Origin of the sequence: Pseudomonas sp. FSL W7-0098 (assembly GCF_005930585.1) — a bacterium.
Classification (GTDB): Bacteria; Pseudomonadota; Gammaproteobacteria; order Pseudomonadales; family Pseudomonadaceae; genus Aquipseudomonas; species Aquipseudomonas bubulae.
Map to the genome: position 1 here is coordinate 33,206 of NZ_RXHW01000004.1, position 21,009 is coordinate 54,214.

A 21,009-nucleotide genomic window follows, 5' to 3' on the forward strand; every position below is an offset into this window, starting at 1 on the left:
CTCACAGCACCACGGTACGACCTCCATTTAGGAAAACGCGCCGCTCAATGTGATAGCCCACGCCTCGCGCCAGGGTTTGCGCTTCGATGTCACGGCCCTTGGCGATCAGGTCTTCGGGGTAGTGGCTGTGGTCTACCACCTCGACGCCCTGGGCAATGATCGGGCCTTCGTCGAGGTCGTTGTTGATGTAATGGGCGGTAGCACCGACCAGTTTGACGCCCTTCTCGTAGGCCTGATGATAGGGCTTGGCGCCCTTGAAGCCGGGCAGCAGGGAGTGGTGAATGTTGATCGCCTTGCCGTCGAGCTTGCGACACAGCTCGGGGGACAGCACTTGCATATAGCGGGCGAGGATCACCAGCTCGGCGCCGGTGTCTTCGATCACCTGCCAAACCTTGGCCTCCTGCGCGGGCTTGTTGGCCGGGTCGAGGGCGAAGTGGTGGTAGGGGATGCCGTGCCACTGCGCCAGAGGCTCCAGATCGGGGTGATTGGAGACCACGGCCACCACGTCCATCGACAACTGGCCAATGCGCTGGCGATAGAGCAGGTCGTTGAGGCAGTGGTCAGCCTTGGACACCATAATCAGCACTTTGGGCCGATGGTGTGGCGGCGTCAGTTCGAACGTCATGCCAAAGGCCTGGCCGCGCTCGGCCAGGCCGGCGCGAAATTCATGTTCATCGAAGCCGTCGGGCTGGCGGAACTCAACGCGGATAAAAAAACGCGCCGAACGCTGATCGTCGAAGGAATGGTGTTCGGTGACGTAGCAGCGGTGCTCAAACAGATAACGCGTCACCGCGTCGACGGTGCCCAGCAGGCTCGGGCAGTCGGCGGTCAGGATCCAGGTGTCGGGGGCGCGGCTCATGGCGGGAGTCCTTGGTTGTTGTTGGAATGCGCACGTACAGGTGTGGGAGCGGGCTTGCCCGCGATGCAAACAACTCGGTGCATCCGGTTGACCGAGGGGCTGCCATCGCGAGCAAGCCCGCTCCCACAGGGGACAGCAGGCGGGTTTACGCCTCCACGCTCAACCCGTATTCAGCCGCCGCATCCTGCAACCATAACCACCAGTAATCCGAAAAACTGCGGCGGATCAGCAGTTCCCAGGTGTCTTCGCCGGTATGACGAATCACCAGCTGCGACTTGGCGAAGACCGTGCCCACCGCCTTGCCCACCGGGAAATTGTCGGGGTGTACGTCATAACTGGTGGACTTCATCAGCACCTCGCGCACCTTCGGCCCGCTAAGCTCCAGCAACTGCTGCCCGCCACTGACGTTGACCACCGAAATATGCAGCCCCGCCAGCGCCGCCCGCAGGGCTTGCTCCACGGCGAACTCCTGGCCACCGGGGACGATCAGCAGCCACTCATCCGGCCCCATCCATTGCAGCGAGGTATCAGCGTTGGCCACCAGGCTCAGGGCCACGGGCAGTTCCAGGCCCAGGGCCTTGTGCACGCCTTCGGCAAAGGCCGGGGCTTTGGCGTCACCGCGCAGGGTCAGGTGGCCCAGCAGTTTTTTCTCGCGTACGGTCACGCCAGGGTTTTTCCGGCCCTTGCCGATCAGGCCGGCCAGGCTGGCATGGTGCAGCGAGGATTCGGCTTTGGCGCCCGACTCCGGGCGCTGTTGGTATACGTTGGCTGTGGTCATGAGATCACCCATTCAAATATTCTGCCGGTCGCCTTTCGGGTCGAAGAACACCGAAGACACAATTTCAGCCTCGATCACGCTGCCGTCGACCTGGGGCGAGAACACCCGTTCGCCGATACGCTTCAAGCCGCCCTTGACCACACCCATGGCAAATGAATAACCCAGTGAGTTGTGGGCATAACTCGACGTCACGTGGCCGACCATGGTCATCGGGATCGACTGCTTGGCATCGAACACCAGTTGCGCGCCTTCGGGCAGCCATTGGGTCGGGTTGATGGGCTTGAGCCCCACCAGTTGCTTGCGCTGGTCACGTACGCAGTCTTCACGGTTCATGCCGCGCCAGCCGATCCACGAGAATGGTTTGGTGCGGCCCACGCACCAGCCCATGTTCAGGTCGTCGGGGGTCATGGAACCGTCAGTGTCCTGACCAACGATGATGAAGCCCTTCTCGGCCCGCAACACGTGCATGGTCTCGGTGCCATAAGGGGTGAGGTTGTACTGCTTGCCCGCCTCGACGATTTTTTCCAGCACGCCCATGGCGTAGTCAGCCTGGATATTGACCTCGTAGGACAGCTCGCCGGTAAACGAGATACGGAACACCCGCGCCGGCACACCGCCCACCAGGCCTTCTTTCCAGGTCATGAACGGGAACGCCTCGCGATCCAGATCAATGTCGGTCACTTCGCTCAGCAACTTGCGGCTATTGGGGCCGGACAAGGTCAGGGTCGCGTAGTGGTCGGTGACCGAGGTGAAGTAGACCTTCAATTCGGGCCATTCGGTCTGCTGGTAAATTTCCAGCCACTGCAACACACGGGCCGCGCCGCCGGTAGTGGTGGTCATGACGAAATGATTGTCGGCCAGGCAGGCCGTCACGCCGTCGTCGAAGACCATGCCGTCTTCCTTGCACATCAGCCCGTAGCGGGCCTTGCCCACATCAAGTTTGGTCCAGGCATTGGTGTAGATACGGTTGAGAAACTCGCGGGCATCCGGGCCCTGAATGTCGATCTTGCCCAGGGTAGAGGCATCGAGAATGCCGACGCTGTCACGCACCGCTTTGCATTCGCGCTTGACCGCTGCATGCATGTCTTCGCCGTTACGCGGGAAGTACCACGGCCGTTTCCACTGGCCGACGTCTTCAAATTCAGCGCCTTGCTTGACGTGCCAGGCTTGCAGCGCGGTGTAGCGCACCGGCTCGAAAATATGCCCGCAATGGCGCCCCGCCACCGCGCCGAAGGTCACCGGCGTGTAGTTGGGGCGGAACATGGTGGTGCCCATCTGCGGGATGGTCACGTTCAGCGAGCGGGCGGCAATGGCCAGGCCGTTGACGTTGCCCAACTTGCCTTGATCCGTGCCGAAGCCCAGCGCGGTATAGCGTTTGACGTGCTCAACCGACTCGAACCCTTCACGGGTCGCCAGTTCGATGGCCGCAGCAGTGACGTCGTTTTGCAGGTCGACAAATTGCTTCGGTGCCCGCGCCGTACCTTTTTCGTGGGGCACATGGAACAGCGCCAGGGTCGGTTCCTGAAGCTGATTCAGGGCTTTGGGCAACACCCCTTCCACGGCCTTGAAACCGGCTTCGCTGGCCGCACGTGCGCCGCCCTCAAAACCATCGGCCAGGCTGTCGCCCAGCGGGTAGACACCATTGATACCGCCCACACATACGCGCTTTTGCGGTGCTTCGCCGGGGACGAAACCGAGAATATCTTCACGCCAGGTCGGCTTGCCGCCCAGGTGCGAGGCCAAGTGAACTACCGGGCTGTAGCCGCCCGAAGTGGCCAGCAAATCGCACTCCAGCCACTCGCCGGGGCTGGCAACGCTGAGAGCCTTGACGTCGATCGCCGCCACTCGTGCACCCGTTACATGCTTGCTGCCACGGGCTTCGATCACCGCACTCCCGGTGAGGATGCGAATGCCTTTGGCCCGAGCTTCTTCGACCAGCGCACCACGGGGGTTGCTGCGTGCATCGGCAACAGCAACCACTTGCTGGCCGGCGTCGAGCCAGTCCAGGGCTACGCGGTAGGCATGATCGTTGTTGGTACTGAGCACCAGTTTTTTGCCCGGTGCCACGCCATAGCGGCGCACATAGGTGGACACGGCTCCGGCGAGCATATTGCCCGGTACGTCGTTGTTACCGTACACCAACGGCCGCTCGCAGGCACCGGTGGCCAATACCACGCGCTTGGCCCGGACCCGGTGAATACGCTGGCGTACCTGACCGATAGGGGCGCGATCGCCGAGGTGGTCGGTGATACGTTCGTGAATAGTCAGGAAGTTGTGGTCGTGATAGCCGTTCACCGTCGCGCGGGGCAACAGGATCACGTCGGGTAGCGTCTTGAGTTCGGCGATCACCTTGGCCACCCACTCCATGGCCGGTTTGCCGTCCAGGCTTTCGCGGCTGTCGAGCAGGCTGCCGCCGAATTCTTCCTGTTCATCGGCGATGATCACCCGCGCACCGCTGCGCGCTGCTGCCAGTGCCGCGGCCAGACCTGCAGGGCCTGCGCCGACAATCAGCACGTCGCAGTGGTGGTTCATATAGTCGTAGGTGTCGTGATCGTTCTGGGTCGGCGAGCGACCCAGGCCTGCGGCTTTGCGGATGTACTTCTCGTAAGTCATCCAGAACGACTGCGGGTACATAAAAGTTTTGTAGTAAAAGCCCGGCGGCATCAGCTTGCCGCCGACCTTGCCGAGGATGCCCATCACATCATTGTTGACGTTGGGCCAGCCGTTGGTGCTGGTGGCCACCAGGCCCTGGTACAAAGCCTGCTGCGTGGCGCGCACGTTGGGGATTTGCGTGGCCTCGGTGGCACCGATCTGCAACACCGCGTTGGGCTCTTCAGCACCGGCGGCGTAAATGCCTCGGGGCCGGGAATATTTGAAACTGCGGCCAATCACGTCAACGCCGTTGGCCAGCAAAGCGGCCGCCAGGCTGTCGCCCTCGTAGCCTTTGTATTGTTGACCGTTGAATGTGAAGCTCAGCACCTTGGTGCGGTCAACGCGGCCGCCATTGGGCAAGCGATGGGTCTGGCTCATACTTTTTCTCCCAGCTCGCGGGTGGCCGTGGTGGCCGCAGGTACTGCCTGCTCAGTGAACTGCGGCTTGCTGCCGATCAGGTAGGTTTCAAGAATTTCGTAGGTCACGGTATTGCGCGTGGCATTGAAAAACTGCCGGCAACCGGCGACGTGGTTCCACAGTTCGTGGTGCAGGCCACGGGGGTTGTCGCGAAAGAACAGGTAGTCGCCCCATTCTGCGTCGGTGCAACTGCCAGGGTCGAGCGGGCGCGGGATATGCGCCTGGCCGCTGGCGTGGAATTCCTCTTCGGAGCGAAGCTCGCCGCAATGGGGACAGAAGATATGCAACATGGGTATTTCTCCTGTTAGTGGGCGACAGCGGCAGCGCCGTGTTCGTCGATCAGGGCACCGGTGTGGAACCGGTCAATGGAAAACGGCGCGGCCAGCGGGTGCATCTCGCCCTTGGCCAGGCTGGCAGCAAACACGTTGCCCGAACCCGGCGTGGCCTTGAATCCACCCGTGCCCCAGCCGCAGTTAAAGAACAGATTGGGCACCGGGGTTTTCGAGATGATCGGGCAGGCGTCGGGTGTGGTGTCGACGATGCCGCCCCACTGACGGTTCATGCGCACGCGGGACAACACAGGGAACATTTCCACAATCGCCTGGATCGTGTGCTCGATCACCGGGTACGAACCGCGCTGGCCGTAGCCGACCCAGCCGTCGATACCCGCGCCGATCACCAGGTCGCCCTTGTCGGACTGGCTGATATAGCCGTGTACGGCGTTGGACATGATCACGCTGTCGATAATCGGCTTGATCGGCTCCGACACCAGCGCTTGCAGCGGGTGGGATTCGATCGGCAGGCGAAAGCCGGCCTGACGCGCCATATGCCCCGAGTTGCCAGCCGTGACCACACCGACGCGCTTGGCGCCGATAAAGCCCTTGCTGGTTTCGACGCCGATGCACACGCCGTTTTCCTTGCGAAAGCCGAGCACTTCGGTTTGCTGGATCAGGTCTACGCCCAGAGCATCGGCGGCACGGGCAAAGCCCCAGGCCACGGCATCATGGCGGGCCACGCCGCCACGCCGTTGTACGGTGGCGCCGATGATCGGGTAGCGGGTGTTCTTCGAGCAATCGAGGTAGGGAATCTCGTCCGCTACTTGTTTGCCGTTGAGCAGTTCACCGTCCACACCATTGAGGCGGTTGGCGCTGACCCGACGCTCGGAGTCACGCATGTCCTGCAGGGTGTGGCACAGGTTATAGACGCCGCGCTGGGAGAACATCACGTTGTAGTTCAAGTCCTGGGACAAACCTTCCCATAGCTTCATCGCGTGTTCGTACAGGTGCGCCGACTCGTCCCACAAATAGTTGGAGCGCACGATGGTGGTGTTGCGTGCCGTGTTGCCGCCACCCAACCAGCCTTTTTCAACCACGGCCACGTTGGTGATGCCGTGTTCCTTGGCCAGATAGTAAGCAGTTGCCAGACCATGGCCGCCGCCGCCGACGATGACCACGTCATAGACCTTTTTCGGGGTCGGCGTGCGCCACATCTTCTGCCAGTTTTCGTGGTGGCTGAGGGAGTGCTTGAAGAGGCCGAAGCCTGAATACCGTTGCATAGGATCTACTCCAAAAACGCGCTCAGCGATAAACCGGGAAGTCTTGGCACAGCGAAGTCACCTGGCGGGCCACATCGGCCTCGATATCGGCATCGCCGAGGTGATCGAGAACGTCGCAGATCCAGCCTGCCAGCTCCGTGCATTGCGCCACTTTGAAACCACGGGTGGTCACCGCCGGGGTGCCGATACGCAGGCCCGAGGTCACAAACGGTGATTGCGGGTCGTTAGGCACGGCATTCTTGTTGACCGTGATATGGGCGCGGCCCAGGGCGGCGTCGGCGTCCTTGCCGGTCAGGCCCTGGCGGATCAGGCTGAGCAGGAACAGATGATTGTCGGTACCACCCGAGACCACGTCATAGCCACGCTTGATAAACACCTCGGCCATGGCTTGGGCGTTGTCGATGACCTGCTTTTGATAGGTTTTGAAACCCGGTTCAAGCGCTTCCTTGAAGCACACTGCCTTGGCCGCGATCACGTGCATCAAGGGCCCGCCCTGACCGCCGGGGAACACCGCCGAATTGAGTTTCTTTTCCAGGGCTTCGTTGGCCTTGGCCAGAATCAGGCCGCCACGGGGGCCGCGCAGGGTTTTGTGGGTGGTGGTGGTCACCACATCGGCATACGGCAGCGGGTTGGGGTACAACCCGGCAGCGACCAGACCGGCAACGTGGGCCATGTCGACAAACAGGTAGGCTCCCACCTTGTCTGCAATCTGACGAAAGCGTGGGAAGTCGAGGAATTTTGAGTAGGCCGAGAACCCGGCAATGATCATTTTGGGTTGATGTTCAACAGCCAGACGCTCGACTTCGTCGTAGTCGATCAAGCCGGTGCTGGTGTCGATGCCGTACTGCACGGCGTTGTACAGCTTGCCAGAAAAACTGACGCTGGCCCCATGGGTCAAGTGACCGCCATGGGCCAGGCTCATGCCCAGCACGGTGTCACCGGCGTTGAGCAATGCCAGGTAGACGGCTGCGTTGGCCTGGCTGCCGGAATGCGGCTGCACGTTGGCGTAATCGGCGCCGAACAACTGTTTGGCGCGGTCGATGGCCAACTGCTCAACTTTGTCCACATGTTCGCAGCCGCCGTAATAGCGTTTGCCTGGGTAGCCTTCGGCGTACTTGTTGGTCAGACCGCTGCCCTGGGCTTCCATCACCCGCTGGCTGGTGTAGTTTTCGGAGGCGATCAGTTCGATGTGATCTTCCTGGCGCTGATCTTCAGCATTCATGGCCGCCAACAAGGCGTCATCGTAACCCTGGATCTGATCCTGCTTGCTGAACATCGCGTTCTCCCAGCGCCAGCGCGCCTTTTGGTCTCGGTGGGGCTAATGCCCTTTGAGCCAGATGGTAGAGCTGGCGCAGGCAGACCAAATGCCCATGGACGCCACGCAATGGTGCGTTTACGACATGGTTTCCCATAACTCTGTGGGAGCGGGCTTGCTCGCGATACTGGCTGCGAGGTTTGTCTGGCGAAACCGGGAGATGCCATCGCGGGCAAGCCCGCTCCCACATTTTGTTACAGGCCTTTGGGTTATTCTTTTGTAGGGCATTTCCGCACTTTAAGTCGCGCCTGTGCACCTGCCAGATTCTTGGATAAAGTGCACAACACTATTCGACCATGGAACCGGGAAATGACTGACAAGAGCCAACAATTCGCCAGCGACAACTACTCCGGTATCTGCCCTGAAGTCTGGTCCGCCATGGAAAAAGCCAACCACGGCCACCAGCGCTCTTACGGCGACGACGAATGGACGCTGCGCGCCTCGAACGATTTTCGCAAACTGTTCGAAACCGACTGCGAAGTGTATTTCGCCTTTAACGGCACGGCGGCCAACTCCCTGGCGCTGTCGTCCCTGTGCCAGAGCTTTCACAGCGTGATCTGCTCCGAGACCGCCCACGTCGAGACGGACGAATGTGGCGCTCCGGAATTTTTTTCCAACGGCTCCAAGCTGCTGATCGCCCGCACTGAAAACGGCAAGATCACCCCCGAGTCAATCCGCGAGATCGCCCTCAAGCGCAAAGATATCCACTATCCAAAACCGCGGGTGGTCACCATCACCCAGGCCACTGAAGTCGGCAGCGTGTACCGCCCTGAAGAAATCCGCGCGATCAGCGACACCTGCAAGGAGTTGGGCCTGTTGTTGCACATGGACGGCGCGCGGTTCTCCAATGCCTGCGCATTTCTGGGCTGCACGCCCGCCGAACTGAGCTGGAAAGCCGGGGTGGATGTGCTGTGCTTTGGCGGCACCAAGAACGGTATGGCGGTGGGCGAGGCGATTCTGTTTTTCGACCATGCCTTGTCAGTGGATTTTGACTACCGCTGCAAACAGGCCGGGCAACTGGCTTCGAAAATGCGTTTTTTATCGGCGCCGTGGGTGGGCCTGCTGGAAAACGACGCCTGGCTCAAACACTCGCGCCATGCCAACCACTGCGCGCAGTTGTTGAGTCAGCTGGTGAGTGACATCCCGGGGGTCGAGCTGATGTTTCCGGTGGAAGCCAATGGCGTGTTCCTGCAACTGTCGGAACCGGCCGTAGCGGCACTGACCGCCAGGGGCTGGCGCTTCTATACCTTTATCGGCAAGGGCGGGGCACGCTTCATGTGCTCGTGGGATACCGAGGAAGCACGGGTGCGGGAACTTGCGGCGGATATTCGCGAAGTGATGTCCGCTTAAAGCGCACGTAACATCAATAACACTGTGGGAGCGGGCTTGCTCGCGACTCAGGCAACGCGGTTAGTCTGAACGACTGCGCTGATGCCATCGCGGGCAAGCCCGCTCCTACAGAGGGTGACTGATTTACGAATACTCAGGATTGCCCCAGGGTTCGCTCAATCACATCGACCGTGGCGCTGACTTGCTCTTGATAACGGTCGAGTTCCTGTTTGTGGCTCAGTTGCAACTCAATCTGCTTTGAACACAGATTCAGTGCTGCCAGCACCAGCAGCTTGTCCCCGATCAGGCTCGGGTACTTTCTTTTCGTTTCGGCCAGGGCGGCTTTCAACATGACCGTGGCCGCCATCAGGGTTTTCTGCTCCCCCTCCGGCGCCTTGATCGTGTAGTCGTTACCCAAAATCGAGACGACATTTACTCCGTCTCTGTCAAGGCTCATGCGCTGACAGGGCTCGCGCGCTCAACCAGTGCCTGGATGCGGGCTGCGGTCGCGCCTTGCTTTTCTTCCTGTTCCATCAGGGTCAGTTGCAGGCTTTCGTTCTCGTCACGGGCCTGGGCCAGTTCGGTGCTCAGTTGCTCGTTGGCATCCAGCAGTTCTTGTTTTTGCTGTACCAGGTCGCTGACCAGTTGTTCCAGTTTGCTAAGGGATGACTCAATCATGGTGATGTTCTCAAGCAGTTTCGAAGGGCGCGTACGATAAAGAAAAGTCAGCGGCTAAGCTAGCGGCAACCTTGCTTTCAGACCCCTAAAGACTGTGGTTTGCAACCTTTGTTCCCTGCCAGGGTTCTGGAGCCACGAAAGCCCGTCAAAACTCAATCCGCACATCCCCTTTCGGTACGCTGCAGCACGACAGGATATAACCCTCGGCCACATCTTCGTCGGTAATGCCGCCGTTGTGCTCCATGTCCACCTCCCCCCCCAGTTTCAACACCTTGCATGTCCCGCAAATGCCCATGCCGCAAGCCTTGGGGATCATCAGTCCGAGTTTGGCCGCTGCCGCATGCACGGTCTCGGCCGGTCCCACACGAATGCTCTTGCCGGACGCGGTGAATTCCACCTGGTTCAAATCCGCCAGGTCCGGCTCCGGTGCATCTGCCGCCTGCTCGGCCTGTTCTACCGCTTCAGCCCGCACTTCAGGCGGCGTCGCGCCAAAGGATTCTTCGTGGTAACGGCTCATGTCAAAACCGTTGCTTTCCAGCAGGCGCTTGACCGCGTTCATGTAAGGCGTCGGCCCGCAGCAAAACACCTCGCGCTCCATGAAGTCGGGGGCCATCAGGTCGAGCATCTTATGGTTCAGATAACCGCGATACCCGGCCCAGGGTTCACCCAGCCCGTGCTTCTCGCAGATCAGGTGCAGGCTGAAGTTGTCGATACGCGAGGCCATATGCTCCAGCTCGCGGTGATAAATAATGTCCTTGGGCGAGCGGGCGCTGTGGATAAACACCATGTCGACATTGGCGTTGGTGTCGTAAAACCAGCGTGCCATCGACATTACCGGGGTTATACCGACACCGCCGCTCAGATAGAGCACTTTGGGGCTCGGCGCGTCGATGGCGTTAAACAGTCCCACCGGCCCGTGCACGGCCAGTTCCTGGCCTTCGCTCAAGGTGTCGTGCAGCCAGTTGGAGACCCGGCCACCGGGCACCCGCTTGATGGTCACCGAAAAGCTGTACGGCACCGAGGGTGAGCTGGAAATAGTGTACGAGCGCATCACCGGGTCACCGTCGATTTCCAGCTCCAGGGTCACGAATTGCCCCGGTTTGAAAAAGAACAGGATCGGCTGGTCGGCCATAAAACAGAAGGTGCGCACATCCCAGGTTTCCTGAATCACTTTGACGCATCGCACGATGTGTCGGCCATTGGCCCAGGTCTGGGTGGTTACCGGGTTCAGAAAGCTATTGGACATGCGCTTCTCCACGGCCGACAGCCGGCCTCTTGCTGGCGATTCTGCGCATGCCCCGAAGCGGCCATTTATCCATTCGCGACATCCACATACTTATCGCGACCAGCCCCTGAAAACAGCACCTTCAGCGTCGGGAACAGATTGGGCCATGTCGCCCGTAGATATGGCTGCGGCGCACTTCGAACGCACACTCAGCGCCACTACCACTTGTATTGCTTTGCCTTGCGTCGAACCCCTGATCAGCCATTTTTAGGCCACATCCGATGGCCATGAGGACTACAACGATGGACGTCACCGCAAACTTGAGCCTGGGCGATCCACTGGAACCCGCACGCAAGGCCACCGCCGAGATGCTGCAGAACCGCGAGCGGACATTTTCGCTGCCACAGCCGTTTTATAACGACGAGCGCCTGTTCGAAATCGATATGCAGGAGATCTTCCAGAAGGAGTGGCTGATTGCAGGCATGACTTGCGAGATACCGGCCAAGGGCAACTTCCTGACCCTGCAGGTGGGCAAGAACCCGATTATCGTGATTCGCGGCGCAGAAGGTCAGGTGCATGCCTTTCATAACGTGTGCCGCCATCGTGGTTCGCGACTGTGCACCAGCGAAAAAGGCAAGGTCGCCAAACTGGTGTGTCATTACCACCAGTGGACCTATGAGCTGGACGGGCGCCTGCTGTTTGCCGGCACCGAGATGGGTGCGGACTTCGACATGAAGCAATACGGCCTCAAGCCGGTGAACGTCAAAACCGCGGGCGGCTATATCTTTATCAGCCTGGCCGAGAACCCTCCCGCCATCGACGAGTTCCTCGCCACACTGAACCACTATATGGAACCTTACGACATGGAAAACACCAAGGTGGCGATTCAAACCACCCTGGTGGAAAAGGCCAACTGGAAACTGGTGCTGGAAAACAACCGCGAGTGCTACCACTGCAACGCGTCGCACCCCGAGTTGCTCAAGACCCTGCTTGAATGGGACGACGTCACCGACCCGCGCGCCGACCAGGCATTCAAGGATCACGTCGCCGCCTCAGCAGCCGCCTGGGACGCCGAGAAAATTCCTTATGCCCACGCCAGCTTCGGCCTGCGTAACCGCATCGTGCGCATGCCACTGCTCAAGGGCACGGTCTCGATGACCCTGGACGGCAAGCAAGGCTGTGCAAAACTGATGGGGCGCATCAAAAACCCGGACCTGGGCTCAATGCGCATCCTGCACTTGCCGCATTCGTGGAACCACTGCATGGGCGACCATATCATCGTATTTACCGTATGGCCGATCAGCGCGCAGGAAACCGTGGTCAGCACCAAATGGCTGGTGCACAAGGATGCGGTAGAAGGCGTGGACTACGACGTGGAGCGCATGCGCAAGGTCTGGGACGCCACCAACGACCAGGATCGCCGGCTAGCTGAAGAAAACCAGCGCGGCATCAACTCGGTCGCCTACCAGCCAGGGCCGTACTCGCAAACCTACGAGTTTGGCGTGGTCAACTTTGTCGACTGGTACAGCGAGCGGCTGCTGAACAATCTGGGAGCGGCGCCTGCGGCGTATCTCAAGGGTGTGGTTGCCCAGTAAACCTGCATCTGCGCAGGGGGCGATTAACTGGGAAGTGGACAATGCATCAAATACGCCTCACCCGTTACGCGGATCAGCGGGTGGGGCGTTATCTGGCAGGTTTTGACGATCTCAAAACCATGGCGCTCATAAAATCGACGGGCACCTGTGTTCGCCGCATAGTCGATCAGGCTCAAACCGGTCAGCCCCAGTTCGCCGCAACGCGCCTTGGCATGCAGCAAGAACCTGGCGCCCAACCCGAGGTTTCGCCAGCCCTTATGCAAAGCCAGGCTTGAGATATACAGCGTGTCCGGGATTTCCATATCCGCATAAGGTGCCAGCACCGGGTCAGTCTCAGGCTGGGCATCCGGGTCGTCGCGCATCACAAAGCTGTGCATCATGCCGATCACCAGGCCCTCGGCCTCGGCAATCCAGCAGTTTTCATACGAAAATATGACCCCCGCACGGGCATAACGCATCTCCCCGACGTCCAGTAGTTGCTGACCCGGCTGCGCCATCTGACTCCAGATGTAATCGGCGCAGCCTTCGGACGATATCTGAAAAAGACGTGCAATTTCGCGTGCATCGGCACGCACTGCTGGACGAAATGAAACGCTCATTCGTTTTACTCCACGGGGGCACAGGACTCTTTTTAGCTCAAACCGATTCAAGTCAACAACACACAACCCTGGCCTCATTTATGTCCATGTATTGCATGCTAATGATCGTTTTTTAACCACTCCCCTCTAGCCCATGCAATCAAAGGGCTACAGCCCTTCACCAACATCTTGTCCACAGGCACACCCACAGCAACTGTGGGGAAGTCATGGATCACTACCGGGGCAGACATCTGTACATTTTTTGTGCAAACCTGCACAAGCCACGGTTTTAAAGGCCTGCAGATAACCACACCCACCTTATCCACAGTTTGACCAACTGAATATGTGCGCAACTTTATCCACCCTGTTGAAAACTCCCTTAGCCCTTGTATTGGCTGGTTTTATCCCATCAAAAGACGATGGCAACGTGGATTGAACATTTTTTGATCAGCACCTTGGAGCCCTTTAATATAAAGGCCTGCAGGATAGAGCGAACAACTTATCCACACCTTCACCAACAGAGTTTGTGGGTAAACAGAGCAAGCGCTCTGCAAGTGTGATTTCCTGGCAGCGATCATTTTTTGTACAAACCTGCAGGAGCCACGTCAGCCGGGCCCTGCAAGCAAATACAGACAGGTTACCCACAGGCAGGCACACAGAAACCCGGGGTAACTTTGCGCAGATGCCTGGCAGCACCTTGCCTCCTAAAATGCTGTCCGCAAACTCGCTCGCGAAGGCAGTGATATCAGACGTTAAAAACAATGGATCGATCACCATCATCTGCCACGTTTCTTAGACTTTTTAGAGATTTGGCATCACGCCAAACATTATATCAATTTCAGCCTGCAAGGCCCCTTCCCCTTATTAAACAACTCTAAACACTCACAAAATGAACAATCCAACAAAAAGATAACCAACTCACTATTAGCTGGTTCATTTCAATGGATCCAATTTTGATTGAAGGATAATTGCCATCAATCGAATAAGTCCTATATTTATTTTTATGCAGCCTGTTCGCCACCCTGTTTATACAGGCACTCAACCACCTACAAAAACTGCAGGTAACACGCCCCTAAAACCCGCCAATACTTATAGTTTAAACGTGAAAATTTTGTGATCTTGCGCGCCACACTTAACACTGCGGATTCCTTATTAATTATCAACAAAACCGTGCAGATTCAACAGGATAAAACAATCTATCGATTAGATTGGCACCCCTGCTTTATCCGTTATCTGAAACGGCGAGGTCTTTATATGAAACATTCATTTTTGATTATACTTGTCATATGTGCCGGACTAACACCGACCTTCGCTCATGCCAATTGCTGGCAGGATGCAGGCAACCGCTATGACATTGATCCGTTGCTGTTACATGCCATTGCCCAAGTTGAATCGAAAATGAATCCGGCCGCACGCAACGTCAATAAAGACGGGACTTACGATATAGGTTTGATGCAAGTCAACAGTCGCCATATAAAACACCTTGCCACTTTTGGCATTAGTGAATATCAACTACAGACTCAACTCTGCACCAGTGTCATGGCCGGTGCCTGGATCCTAGCCAAATTTGTCAAACAACTGGGTTACAGCTGGGACGCCGTGGGCGCCTATAACGCCGGAACAAAGCCAAATCGTGAACATCTGCGCAATCGCTACGCCCTTCGCGTCAAGGGGTACTACGGGCAGTTAGTCAGCCAGCGCGAGCAAAGACTCCAGGCTGACGCCCGTAAATCTCAGGCCATATTTGCATCTGGCGGCGAGCGCAAATACAAATGATGTCGCTGGCTCAGGTTCCGGCCGCAAACGCTAGCGCACAACGCCTTCTTCGATCAGGAGCTTGAGAATCACCTCGGCTCCCGCTTGAGCACTGAGCCCTTTGTGAACTTGCCCGGAACCCCCAGCCGCCTTGGCGGTAGCTGCTTTCATGCGATCTGCGCCACTTTTGGCCCTTATCACCTTCAAGCGCTTGGGCCGTGGTCGGGCAGGTTGCAATACGCCGGTTGTGGATAACTCATCGGCAACGATTTCAACCACTTCGGCACTGACCAGCCCCCTTGTAGCCGGGCCGTAGGCGCTTTGGCGCGCCTTGGGAGCAGCGTTATCCACAGTAACCATAAATGGCAGGCGAACCTGCAGCCGACGTCGCTGCCCCCGGGGCAAGGCTTGCAGCACCTGGGCCACGCCATTTTGGATAGATTCGATCTGCGCCACACCTACCAGCAGTGGCCAGCCCAGCTCTTCGGCCAACAGGTACGGCAGCATGCCCGAACCCTCACCGGTTTCGGCCTGGCTGCCGGTGAGTACCAGTTGCACGCCCGCTTCACGGATGTAATCGCGCAACGCTGGCACGGCATCGGCGCCGTCGGGTTGCTCCAGCACATGAAGCTCCTCCAGTCCCATGCCCAGATAGGCGCGCAAGGCCGGTTCATGGGGGTTGCCCGCGTGCAGCACATGCAGGCTGTCACCGGCCAGCTCCAGGCCCAGTTCGACGGCACGGGCGTCCTGTTCGGCGCGACGGGCGCGGCCTGAAGCAGGATGGGCGCCGATTGAAACCAGTGCAACGGTGGCGATGGTCATTTGCAAATCTCCAGACTGAACTCAATCCTGTGGGAGCGGGCTTGCTCGCGATGGAATCACTGCGGTGTATCAGGCTGACCGGGTCGCCCGAATCGCGGGCAAGCCCACTCCCACAGAGGTTGCGCTGCGCCAGTTATCCACAGCCTCGATCAGTGCCTCAAGCACCGCCGTACCGTCACCAATCACCGACACATCCGCGCGTTTGACCATGTCGCAGCCAGGGTCAAGGTTGATCGCCACCACCTTGTCACAGGCACCAATCCCTTGCAGATGCTGGATCGCCCCGCTGATCCCGACCGCCACATACACCCGCGCCGTGACCCATACCCCGCTGGCCCCCACCTGACGCTCGCGACCCATAAAGCCATCGTCCACCGCCACTCGTGATGCACCTTCGGTGGCGCCAAGGGCAGTGGCAGCCCTGTGGAAAAGTCCCCAGTCCTTGATCCCGTTACCACCGCTGAGGATAAATTCGGCTTCAGCCATGGGAATCGCAGCAGGGTCAACTTCAACCGCGCCCAGATCCTCAATACGCGGCAAACAGCTGGCAGCTGCTGTGGATAACTGCACCTCCAGCGCTTCATGCCGGGTTTCACTGACCGGCTCGGCACACTCGGCCGCTGCCAGAATCAACCGCCGCAACGGCTGGACGACATCTTGTTGACCTGCCCCGGCACGGCCGATGCAAACGCCATCCTTGAGTTGCCACACCCGCGTGGCCGGGCGTTCTCCCAAGCTGGCGGCAAAGCGCCGGCCCAATTCACCGCCACCACTGCGGCTGTCAGGCAATAGCCAGTGGCGTGGCGTGAACTGGTTATCCACAGCCCGTAAACCCAGCACCTGGTGCTCCGGTGCATAACCTTCACTGTCGAGCATCAACAGCCGATCAACCCCGGCCGTGGCAAAGGCGGTCTCCCTGGACTCGCCGAATACCACCGCCAGCACCGCTCCATCGCTGCCCGCCAATTGATGGGCCAGCCCCAGCAGATCGCGGTCGTGGCTGCTCAGGCGGCCCCCGACCATATCCGGCACCACGGCGATATAAAACGCCGGGGCCGCGACCTGATGCAGCGGTAATTGCACCTCGACGCTGGCCGCGCGCCTGCTGGTCCCGCCCTGCTGCGCGCCGCTGCGGTCTATGCGCTTGATGCCGTTGGGCCCGATAAAACCTGCACCATGGACATTTTTGCGCACTACGCCATTGGGCCCCATCCAGCTCTGCTGCACGGGTTGCATGGCCGCGTGCAACGGATGCAGACGGTTACGGGCGATCCACTCGGCCCGTGGGTCGCGGCGGATAATGTCACTCATGCGATCACCTCCGATTCTGGCCGTCGGACAGGTTTGGCCACGACGTCTTCAATCAGCGCATCGGCCACCAGTTCGGCAATGTCCTTGATTTGCGGACGGGGTTCGACCACCCCTTCGAGCATCGCCGTGCACTGCGGGCAACCCACCGCCACACGCTCGGCGCCCGTCTCACGGATATCGTCCATGCGCATGTCGGGGATCCTCTGCTTGCCGGGGATGTCGGTAATCGGCGCGCCGCCACCGCCACCACAGCAACGGGAACGAAAGCCCGAACGCTGCATCTCCTTGACCTCGATACCCAAGGCGCGCAGTACCGCACGCGGCGCCTCGTATTCGCCGTTATAGCGGCCCAGGTAGCAGGGGTCGTGATAGGTCACGCTGCCGCCCGCATCCGCGGCAAGATTGAGCAGGCCGGCATCGATCAACTCGGCCATATAAGTGCTGTGATGTTGCACAAGGTAGTCGCCGCCAAAGGCGCCGTATTCGTTTTTCAGCACATGAAAACTGTGCGGATCGCAGGTGACGATGCGCTGGAAGCTGTACTGCGCCAGGGTCTGGATATTGCGCTTAGCCAGCGCCTGAAAGGTCGCTTCATCCCCAAGACGCCGGGCCACGTCGCCACTGTCGCGCTCTTCCAGGCCCAGCACGGCAAAGTTGACCCGGGCGGCCTTGAGCACTTTGACAAAGGCACGCAAGGTGCGCTGGTTACGCATGTCGAAAGCCCCGTCACCGACCCAGAACAACACGTCCACGGCGGGCTTGTCGCGCATCAGGTCGAGGTTCAGGTCCGCTGCCCAGTTCATCCGCCCGCCGGGGGCAAAACCCCCGGGGTTATCGGTGGCGATCAGGTTGTCCAGCACCTGCGCGCCATTGTTCGGTGTCGCACCTTTTTCCAGGGTCAGGAAACGGCGCATATCGACGATGGCGTCCACATGCTCGATCATCATCGGGCACTCTTCAACGCAGGCGCGGCAAGTGGTGCAGGACCACAGCGTGTCGGCATCGACCAGCCCGTTGACGATCGGCTGATGCGGGTTGCCGCCATGCTCACCAATAGGTTTGCCGGGATAGGGACTGCCAGCAAAGTGAGCATCGGTGCCGCCCGCGAGGCCGACCACCATGTCCTGAATCAGTTTCTTTGGATTGAGCGGCTGGCCGGCGGCGAAAGCCGGGCAGGCGGCTTCGCATTTGCCGCATTGCACGCAGGCGTCAAACCCCAGCAATTGGTTCCAGGTGAAATCCTTGGGTTTTTCCACGCCCAGGGGCGCACTGCGATCGTTTAAATCCAGCGGTTTTAGCCCTGTTGAACGGCCGCCGCCAAAGCGCTCGGCGCGGCGGTGCCAGGCCAGATGCAATGCGCCCGCGAAGGCGTGCTTCATCGGCCCGCCCCAGGTCATGCCGAAAAATAATTCCGACACACCCCACGCCACACCCACGCTTAAAACCGCCGCCAGCAACCAACCGCCGAAGCCTTCGGGCAACAGCCCTGCAACCGGCAAGGTGAGGATGAAAAAACTGGCGGAAAACACCAGCAAGCTTTTCGGCAGGCGCATCCACGGGCCTTTGGACAGGCGCGAGGGTGGGTTCAGGCGACGCTTGAACACGAACAGCGCGCCCACAAACATCAGCGCCGTGGCCAACAGCAAGGCATAGCCGAGGATGCGGTTATGCAGGCCCAGGCCATGCACCAGGATCGCCAGCACGGCCGCCAGCACAAAGCCGCCAGCAGTGGCGACGTGGGTGTTGGCCATGTATTTGTCGCGGGCGACCACGTGGTGCAGATCGACCATGTAGCGCCGGGGCATGGCCAGCAGCCCGCCAAGCAGATCGACCTTGGCCGGGCGACCACGGCGCCACATGTTCATGCGCCGAATGGCGCCCGCAATCGCCAGGACGAGGGCGGCGAACAGCAGGATGGGGAGAACGATATTGAGCATGGTGAAGCTCCCAAAGACCACGCAGGTCTGATGTGAGAGCGGGCTTGCTCGCGATTCAGGCGACGCGGTGCATCAGCAACACCGCGTGATCGTTTATCGCGAGCAAGCCCGCTCCCACATTGGTTCGGTGTCGGGTCAAAAATCCTTGCACAACCGCAGCGCGTCATAGATCGCTGCATGCACGTTGCGCTGGGCCACACAGTCACCGATACGAAACAGCAGGTAGCCGTCCCCCGCCTCGCTCAAGCACGGTTGCGGCTTGATCGCGAACAGGGCTTCGACGTCGATCTGGCCCTTGTTGCGCGAATCCGGCTTGAGCCCGTAATACAGCTCTTCATCCGGTCGCACACCGTTTTCGATGATTACCTGATCGACCACCCGCTCTTCTTTGACACCGGTGTATTCGTTCTCCAGCACAGCAATCACCTTGTCACCCTCGCGGTAGACCTTCTCCAGCATCATGTCGCCGGTCATGACCACTTCCTTGGGATACAGGCTGCGGTAATACGTGGGGAATGACGTGCCGCCAATGGCCACACCGGGCTTGGTGTCGTCGGTCACGATCTCGACCTGCGCTCCCTTGTCCGCCGCAAAATCGGCCACCGACATACCGGTAAATTCGCAAATGGTGTCGTACACCAGCACGTTTTTACCGGGCGCCACTTTGCCGTCGAGTACATCCCAGCTGCTGACCACCAGCCCTTCGGCCGCGCCCCAGTGTTCGTTCTGCTCCACAAACGGGTGCCCGCCCACCGCCAGCACCACAATGTCCGGACGCAAGTCCATGATCGTCGCCGCATCCGCTGCGGTGCCCAGGCGCAGGTCAACTTTCATGCGCGCCAGTTCCAGTTGAAACCAGCGGGTGATGCCTGCCATCTGGTCACGCTGGGGCGCTTTGGAGGCGGTGGTGATCTGCCCGCCGATGGCGTCCTTTTTCTCGAACAGGGTCACGTCATGACCGCGCTCGGCAGCTACCCGTGCCGCCTCCATCCCTGCTGGCCCGGCGCCGACAATCACCACCTTGCGTTTGGCCCCGATGGATTTTTCGATGATATGCGGCACGCCCATATATTCCCGGGAGGTGGCCGCGTTCTGGATGCACAGCACATCCAGCCCCTGGTACTGACGGTCGATGCAGTAGTTGGCACCCACGCATTGTTTAATCTGGTCGACCTGGCCCATCTTGATCTTGGCGATCAGGTGCGGATCGGCGATATGGGCACGGGTCATGCCCACCATGTCGACATAACCCCCTTCCAGAATCCGCGTGGCCTGGTTCGGGTCCTTGATGTTCTGCGCATGCAGCACCGGGGCCTTGACCACTTCCTTGATCCCGGCGGCCAGGTGCAAAAACGGCTCCGGCGGAAAGCTCATGTTGGGGATTACGTTGGCCAGGGTGTTGTGGGTGTCACATCCCGAGCCGACCACGCCGATAAAGTCGAGCATGCCGGTGTCGTCGTAGTACTTGGCGATTTGTTTCATGTCCTCATGGCTCAGGCCATCAGGGTGAAACTCATCCCCGCACAGGCGGATGCCCACGCAGAAATCCGGGCCGACTTCAGCGCGCACGGCCTTGAGCACTTCGAGGCCGAAACGCATGCGGTTTTCAAAACTGCCGCCCCATTCATCGGTGCGTTTGTTGACACGCGGGCTCCAGAACTGGTCGATCATGTGCTGGTGCACCGCCGACAGCTCAACCCCGTCCAGTCCACCGGCTTTGGCCCGGCCTGCGGCACTGGCGTAGTTACCGATGATCCGCCAGATTTCTTCAGGCTCGATGGTTTTGCATGTGGCCCGGTGCACCGGCTCACGTACACCGGAAGGTGACATCAGGGTCGGCCAGTTGAAGCCGTCCCAGCGCGATCGGCGGCCCATGTGGGTAATCTGGATCATGATCTTGGCGCCATGCTTGTGCATGGCATCGGCCAGGTTCTGGAAGTGCGGGATAATGCGATCGGTGCTCAGGTTGACCGAACTCCACCACTCTTGTGGACTGTCGATGGCCACCACCGAAGAGCCGCCGCAAATCGCCAGGCCGATACCGCCCTTGGCCTTTTCTTCGTAGTACTGCACATAACGCTCGGTGGTCATGCCGCCATCGGTGGCATACACCTCGGCATGGGCGGTGCTCAGCACACGGTTGCGGATGGTCAGCTTGCCGATTTGAATCGGCTCAAACATTGCTTCGAACGCCATATCCCGA

17 protein-coding genes are annotated in these 21,009 nt (G+C 59.5%); 3 read left to right on the top strand and 14 right to left on the bottom strand.

The window, feature by feature from the left end; translation table 11 throughout:
- Window position 1 precedes the first annotated feature (1 nt).
- The 6 genes from purU to glyA all read right to left on the bottom strand — a co-directional run bounded on the left by purU (window position 2) and on the right by glyA (window position 7,537).
- Window positions 2-859 (bottom strand): formyltetrahydrofolate deformylase, encoded by an 858-nt coding sequence (gene purU / locus FHL07_RS08265; protein WP_016782559.1) that lies wholly within the window; start codon window positions 857-859, stop codon window positions 2-4.
- A 145-nt stretch (window positions 860-1,004) separates the two neighbouring features.
- Complete coding sequence (locus FHL07_RS08275; RefSeq protein WP_138738363.1) at window positions 1,005-1,637, bottom strand: sarcosine oxidase subunit gamma; 633 nt, start codon at window positions 1,635-1,637, stop codon at window positions 1,005-1,007.
- A 12-nt stretch (window positions 1,638-1,649) separates the two neighbouring features.
- Entirely contained in the window at window positions 1,650-4,667 is a 3,018-nt protein-coding gene (locus tag FHL07_RS08280) for a sarcosine oxidase subunit alpha (RefSeq protein ID WP_138738364.1), read from the bottom strand.
- Entirely contained in the window at window positions 4,664-4,996 is a 333-nt protein-coding gene (locus FHL07_RS08285; protein WP_094999838.1) for a sarcosine oxidase subunit delta, read from the bottom strand. Before FHL07_RS08285 ends, FHL07_RS08280 begins: the two co-directional genes overlap by 4 nt.
- Before the next feature lie 14 nt (window positions 4,997-5,010).
- Entirely contained in the window at window positions 5,011-6,261 is a 1,251-nt protein-coding gene (locus FHL07_RS08290) for a sarcosine oxidase subunit beta family protein (protein WP_016782563.1), read from the bottom strand.
- A 22-nt stretch (window positions 6,262-6,283) separates the two neighbouring features.
- Window positions 6,284-7,537: a serine hydroxymethyltransferase gene (gene glyA, locus FHL07_RS08295; RefSeq protein ID WP_094999837.1), complete on the bottom strand. Its 1,254-nt coding sequence runs from the start codon at window positions 7,535-7,537 to the stop codon at window positions 6,284-6,286.
- A 348-nt stretch (window positions 7,538-7,885) separates the two neighbouring features.
- On the opposite strand from glyA, the gene FHL07_RS08300 reads away from it, so the two are divergent.
- On the top strand, window positions 7,886-8,926 hold the full coding sequence (locus tag FHL07_RS08300) for a threonine aldolase family protein (protein WP_094999835.1): 1,041 nt from the start codon (window positions 7,886-7,888) through the stop codon (window positions 8,924-8,926).
- 133 nt (window positions 8,927-9,059) lie between these two features.
- On the opposite strand, the gene FHL07_RS08305 is transcribed toward FHL07_RS08300, so the two are convergent.
- From FHL07_RS08305 to gbcB, 3 genes are all read right to left on the bottom strand, one after another.
- A complete protein-coding gene (locus tag FHL07_RS08305; RefSeq protein WP_094999834.1) occupies window positions 9,060-9,362 on the bottom strand; it encodes a cell division protein ZapA in 303 nt (100 codons plus the stop codon).
- A complete protein-coding gene (locus FHL07_RS08310; protein ID WP_138738365.1) occupies window positions 9,359-9,583 on the bottom strand; it encodes a hypothetical protein in 225 nt (74 codons plus the stop codon). Before FHL07_RS08310 ends, FHL07_RS08305 begins: the two co-directional genes overlap by 4 nt.
- A gap of 145 nt (window positions 9,584-9,728) precedes the next feature.
- On the bottom strand, window positions 9,729-10,829 hold the full coding sequence (gbcB, locus tag FHL07_RS08315) for a glycine-betaine demethylase subunit GbcB (RefSeq protein WP_095020470.1): 1,101 nt from the start codon (window positions 10,827-10,829) through the stop codon (window positions 9,729-9,731).
- 281 nt (window positions 10,830-11,110) lie between these two features.
- On the opposite strand from gbcB, the gene gbcA reads away from it, so the two are divergent.
- Window positions 11,111-12,403 carry a glycine-betaine demethylase subunit GbcA gene (gene gbcA / locus FHL07_RS08320; protein ID WP_094999832.1) on the top strand — a complete coding sequence of 431 codons (1,293 nt, stop codon included), beginning with the start codon at window positions 11,111-11,113 and terminating at the stop codon, window positions 12,401-12,403.
- Window positions 12,404-12,426: 23 nt separating this feature from the next.
- On the opposite strand, the gene FHL07_RS08325 is transcribed toward gbcA, so the two are convergent.
- Entirely contained in the window at window positions 12,427-13,002 is a 576-nt protein-coding gene (locus FHL07_RS08325; protein WP_094999831.1) for a GNAT family N-acetyltransferase, read from the bottom strand.
- Between the two features lie 1,092 nt (window positions 13,003-14,094).
- On the opposite strand from FHL07_RS08325, the gene FHL07_RS08330 reads away from it, so the two are divergent.
- Window positions 14,095-14,757: a transglycosylase SLT domain-containing protein gene (locus tag FHL07_RS08330; protein WP_342354459.1), complete on the top strand. Its 663-nt coding sequence runs from the start codon at window positions 14,095-14,097 to the stop codon at window positions 14,755-14,757.
- Window positions 14,758-14,787: 30 nt separating this feature from the next.
- Here the strand turns inward: FHL07_RS08330 and etfB are convergent, their stop codons facing one another.
- From etfB to dgcA, 4 genes are all read right to left on the bottom strand, one after another.
- Window positions 14,788-15,558: an electron transfer flavoprotein subunit beta gene (gene etfB / locus FHL07_RS08335; RefSeq protein WP_138738366.1), complete on the bottom strand. Its 771-nt coding sequence runs from the start codon at window positions 15,556-15,558 to the stop codon at window positions 14,788-14,790.
- Between the two features lie 69 nt (window positions 15,559-15,627).
- On the bottom strand, window positions 15,628-16,869 hold the full coding sequence (gene etfA / locus FHL07_RS08340) for an electron transfer flavoprotein subunit alpha (RefSeq protein WP_138738367.1): 1,242 nt from the start codon (window positions 16,867-16,869) through the stop codon (window positions 15,628-15,630).
- A complete protein-coding gene (gene dgcB / locus FHL07_RS08345; protein WP_094999827.1) occupies window positions 16,866-18,806 on the bottom strand; it encodes a dimethylglycine demethylation protein DgcB in 1,941 nt (646 codons plus the stop codon). The genes etfA and dgcB overlap by 4 nt, the downstream gene beginning before the upstream one ends.
- 135 nt (window positions 18,807-18,941) lie before the next feature.
- Complete coding sequence (gene dgcA / locus FHL07_RS08350; RefSeq protein WP_138738368.1) at window positions 18,942-21,002, bottom strand: dimethylglycine demethylation protein DgcA; 2,061 nt, start codon at window positions 21,000-21,002, stop codon at window positions 18,942-18,944.
- Window positions 21,003-21,009: the final 7 nt, after the last annotated feature.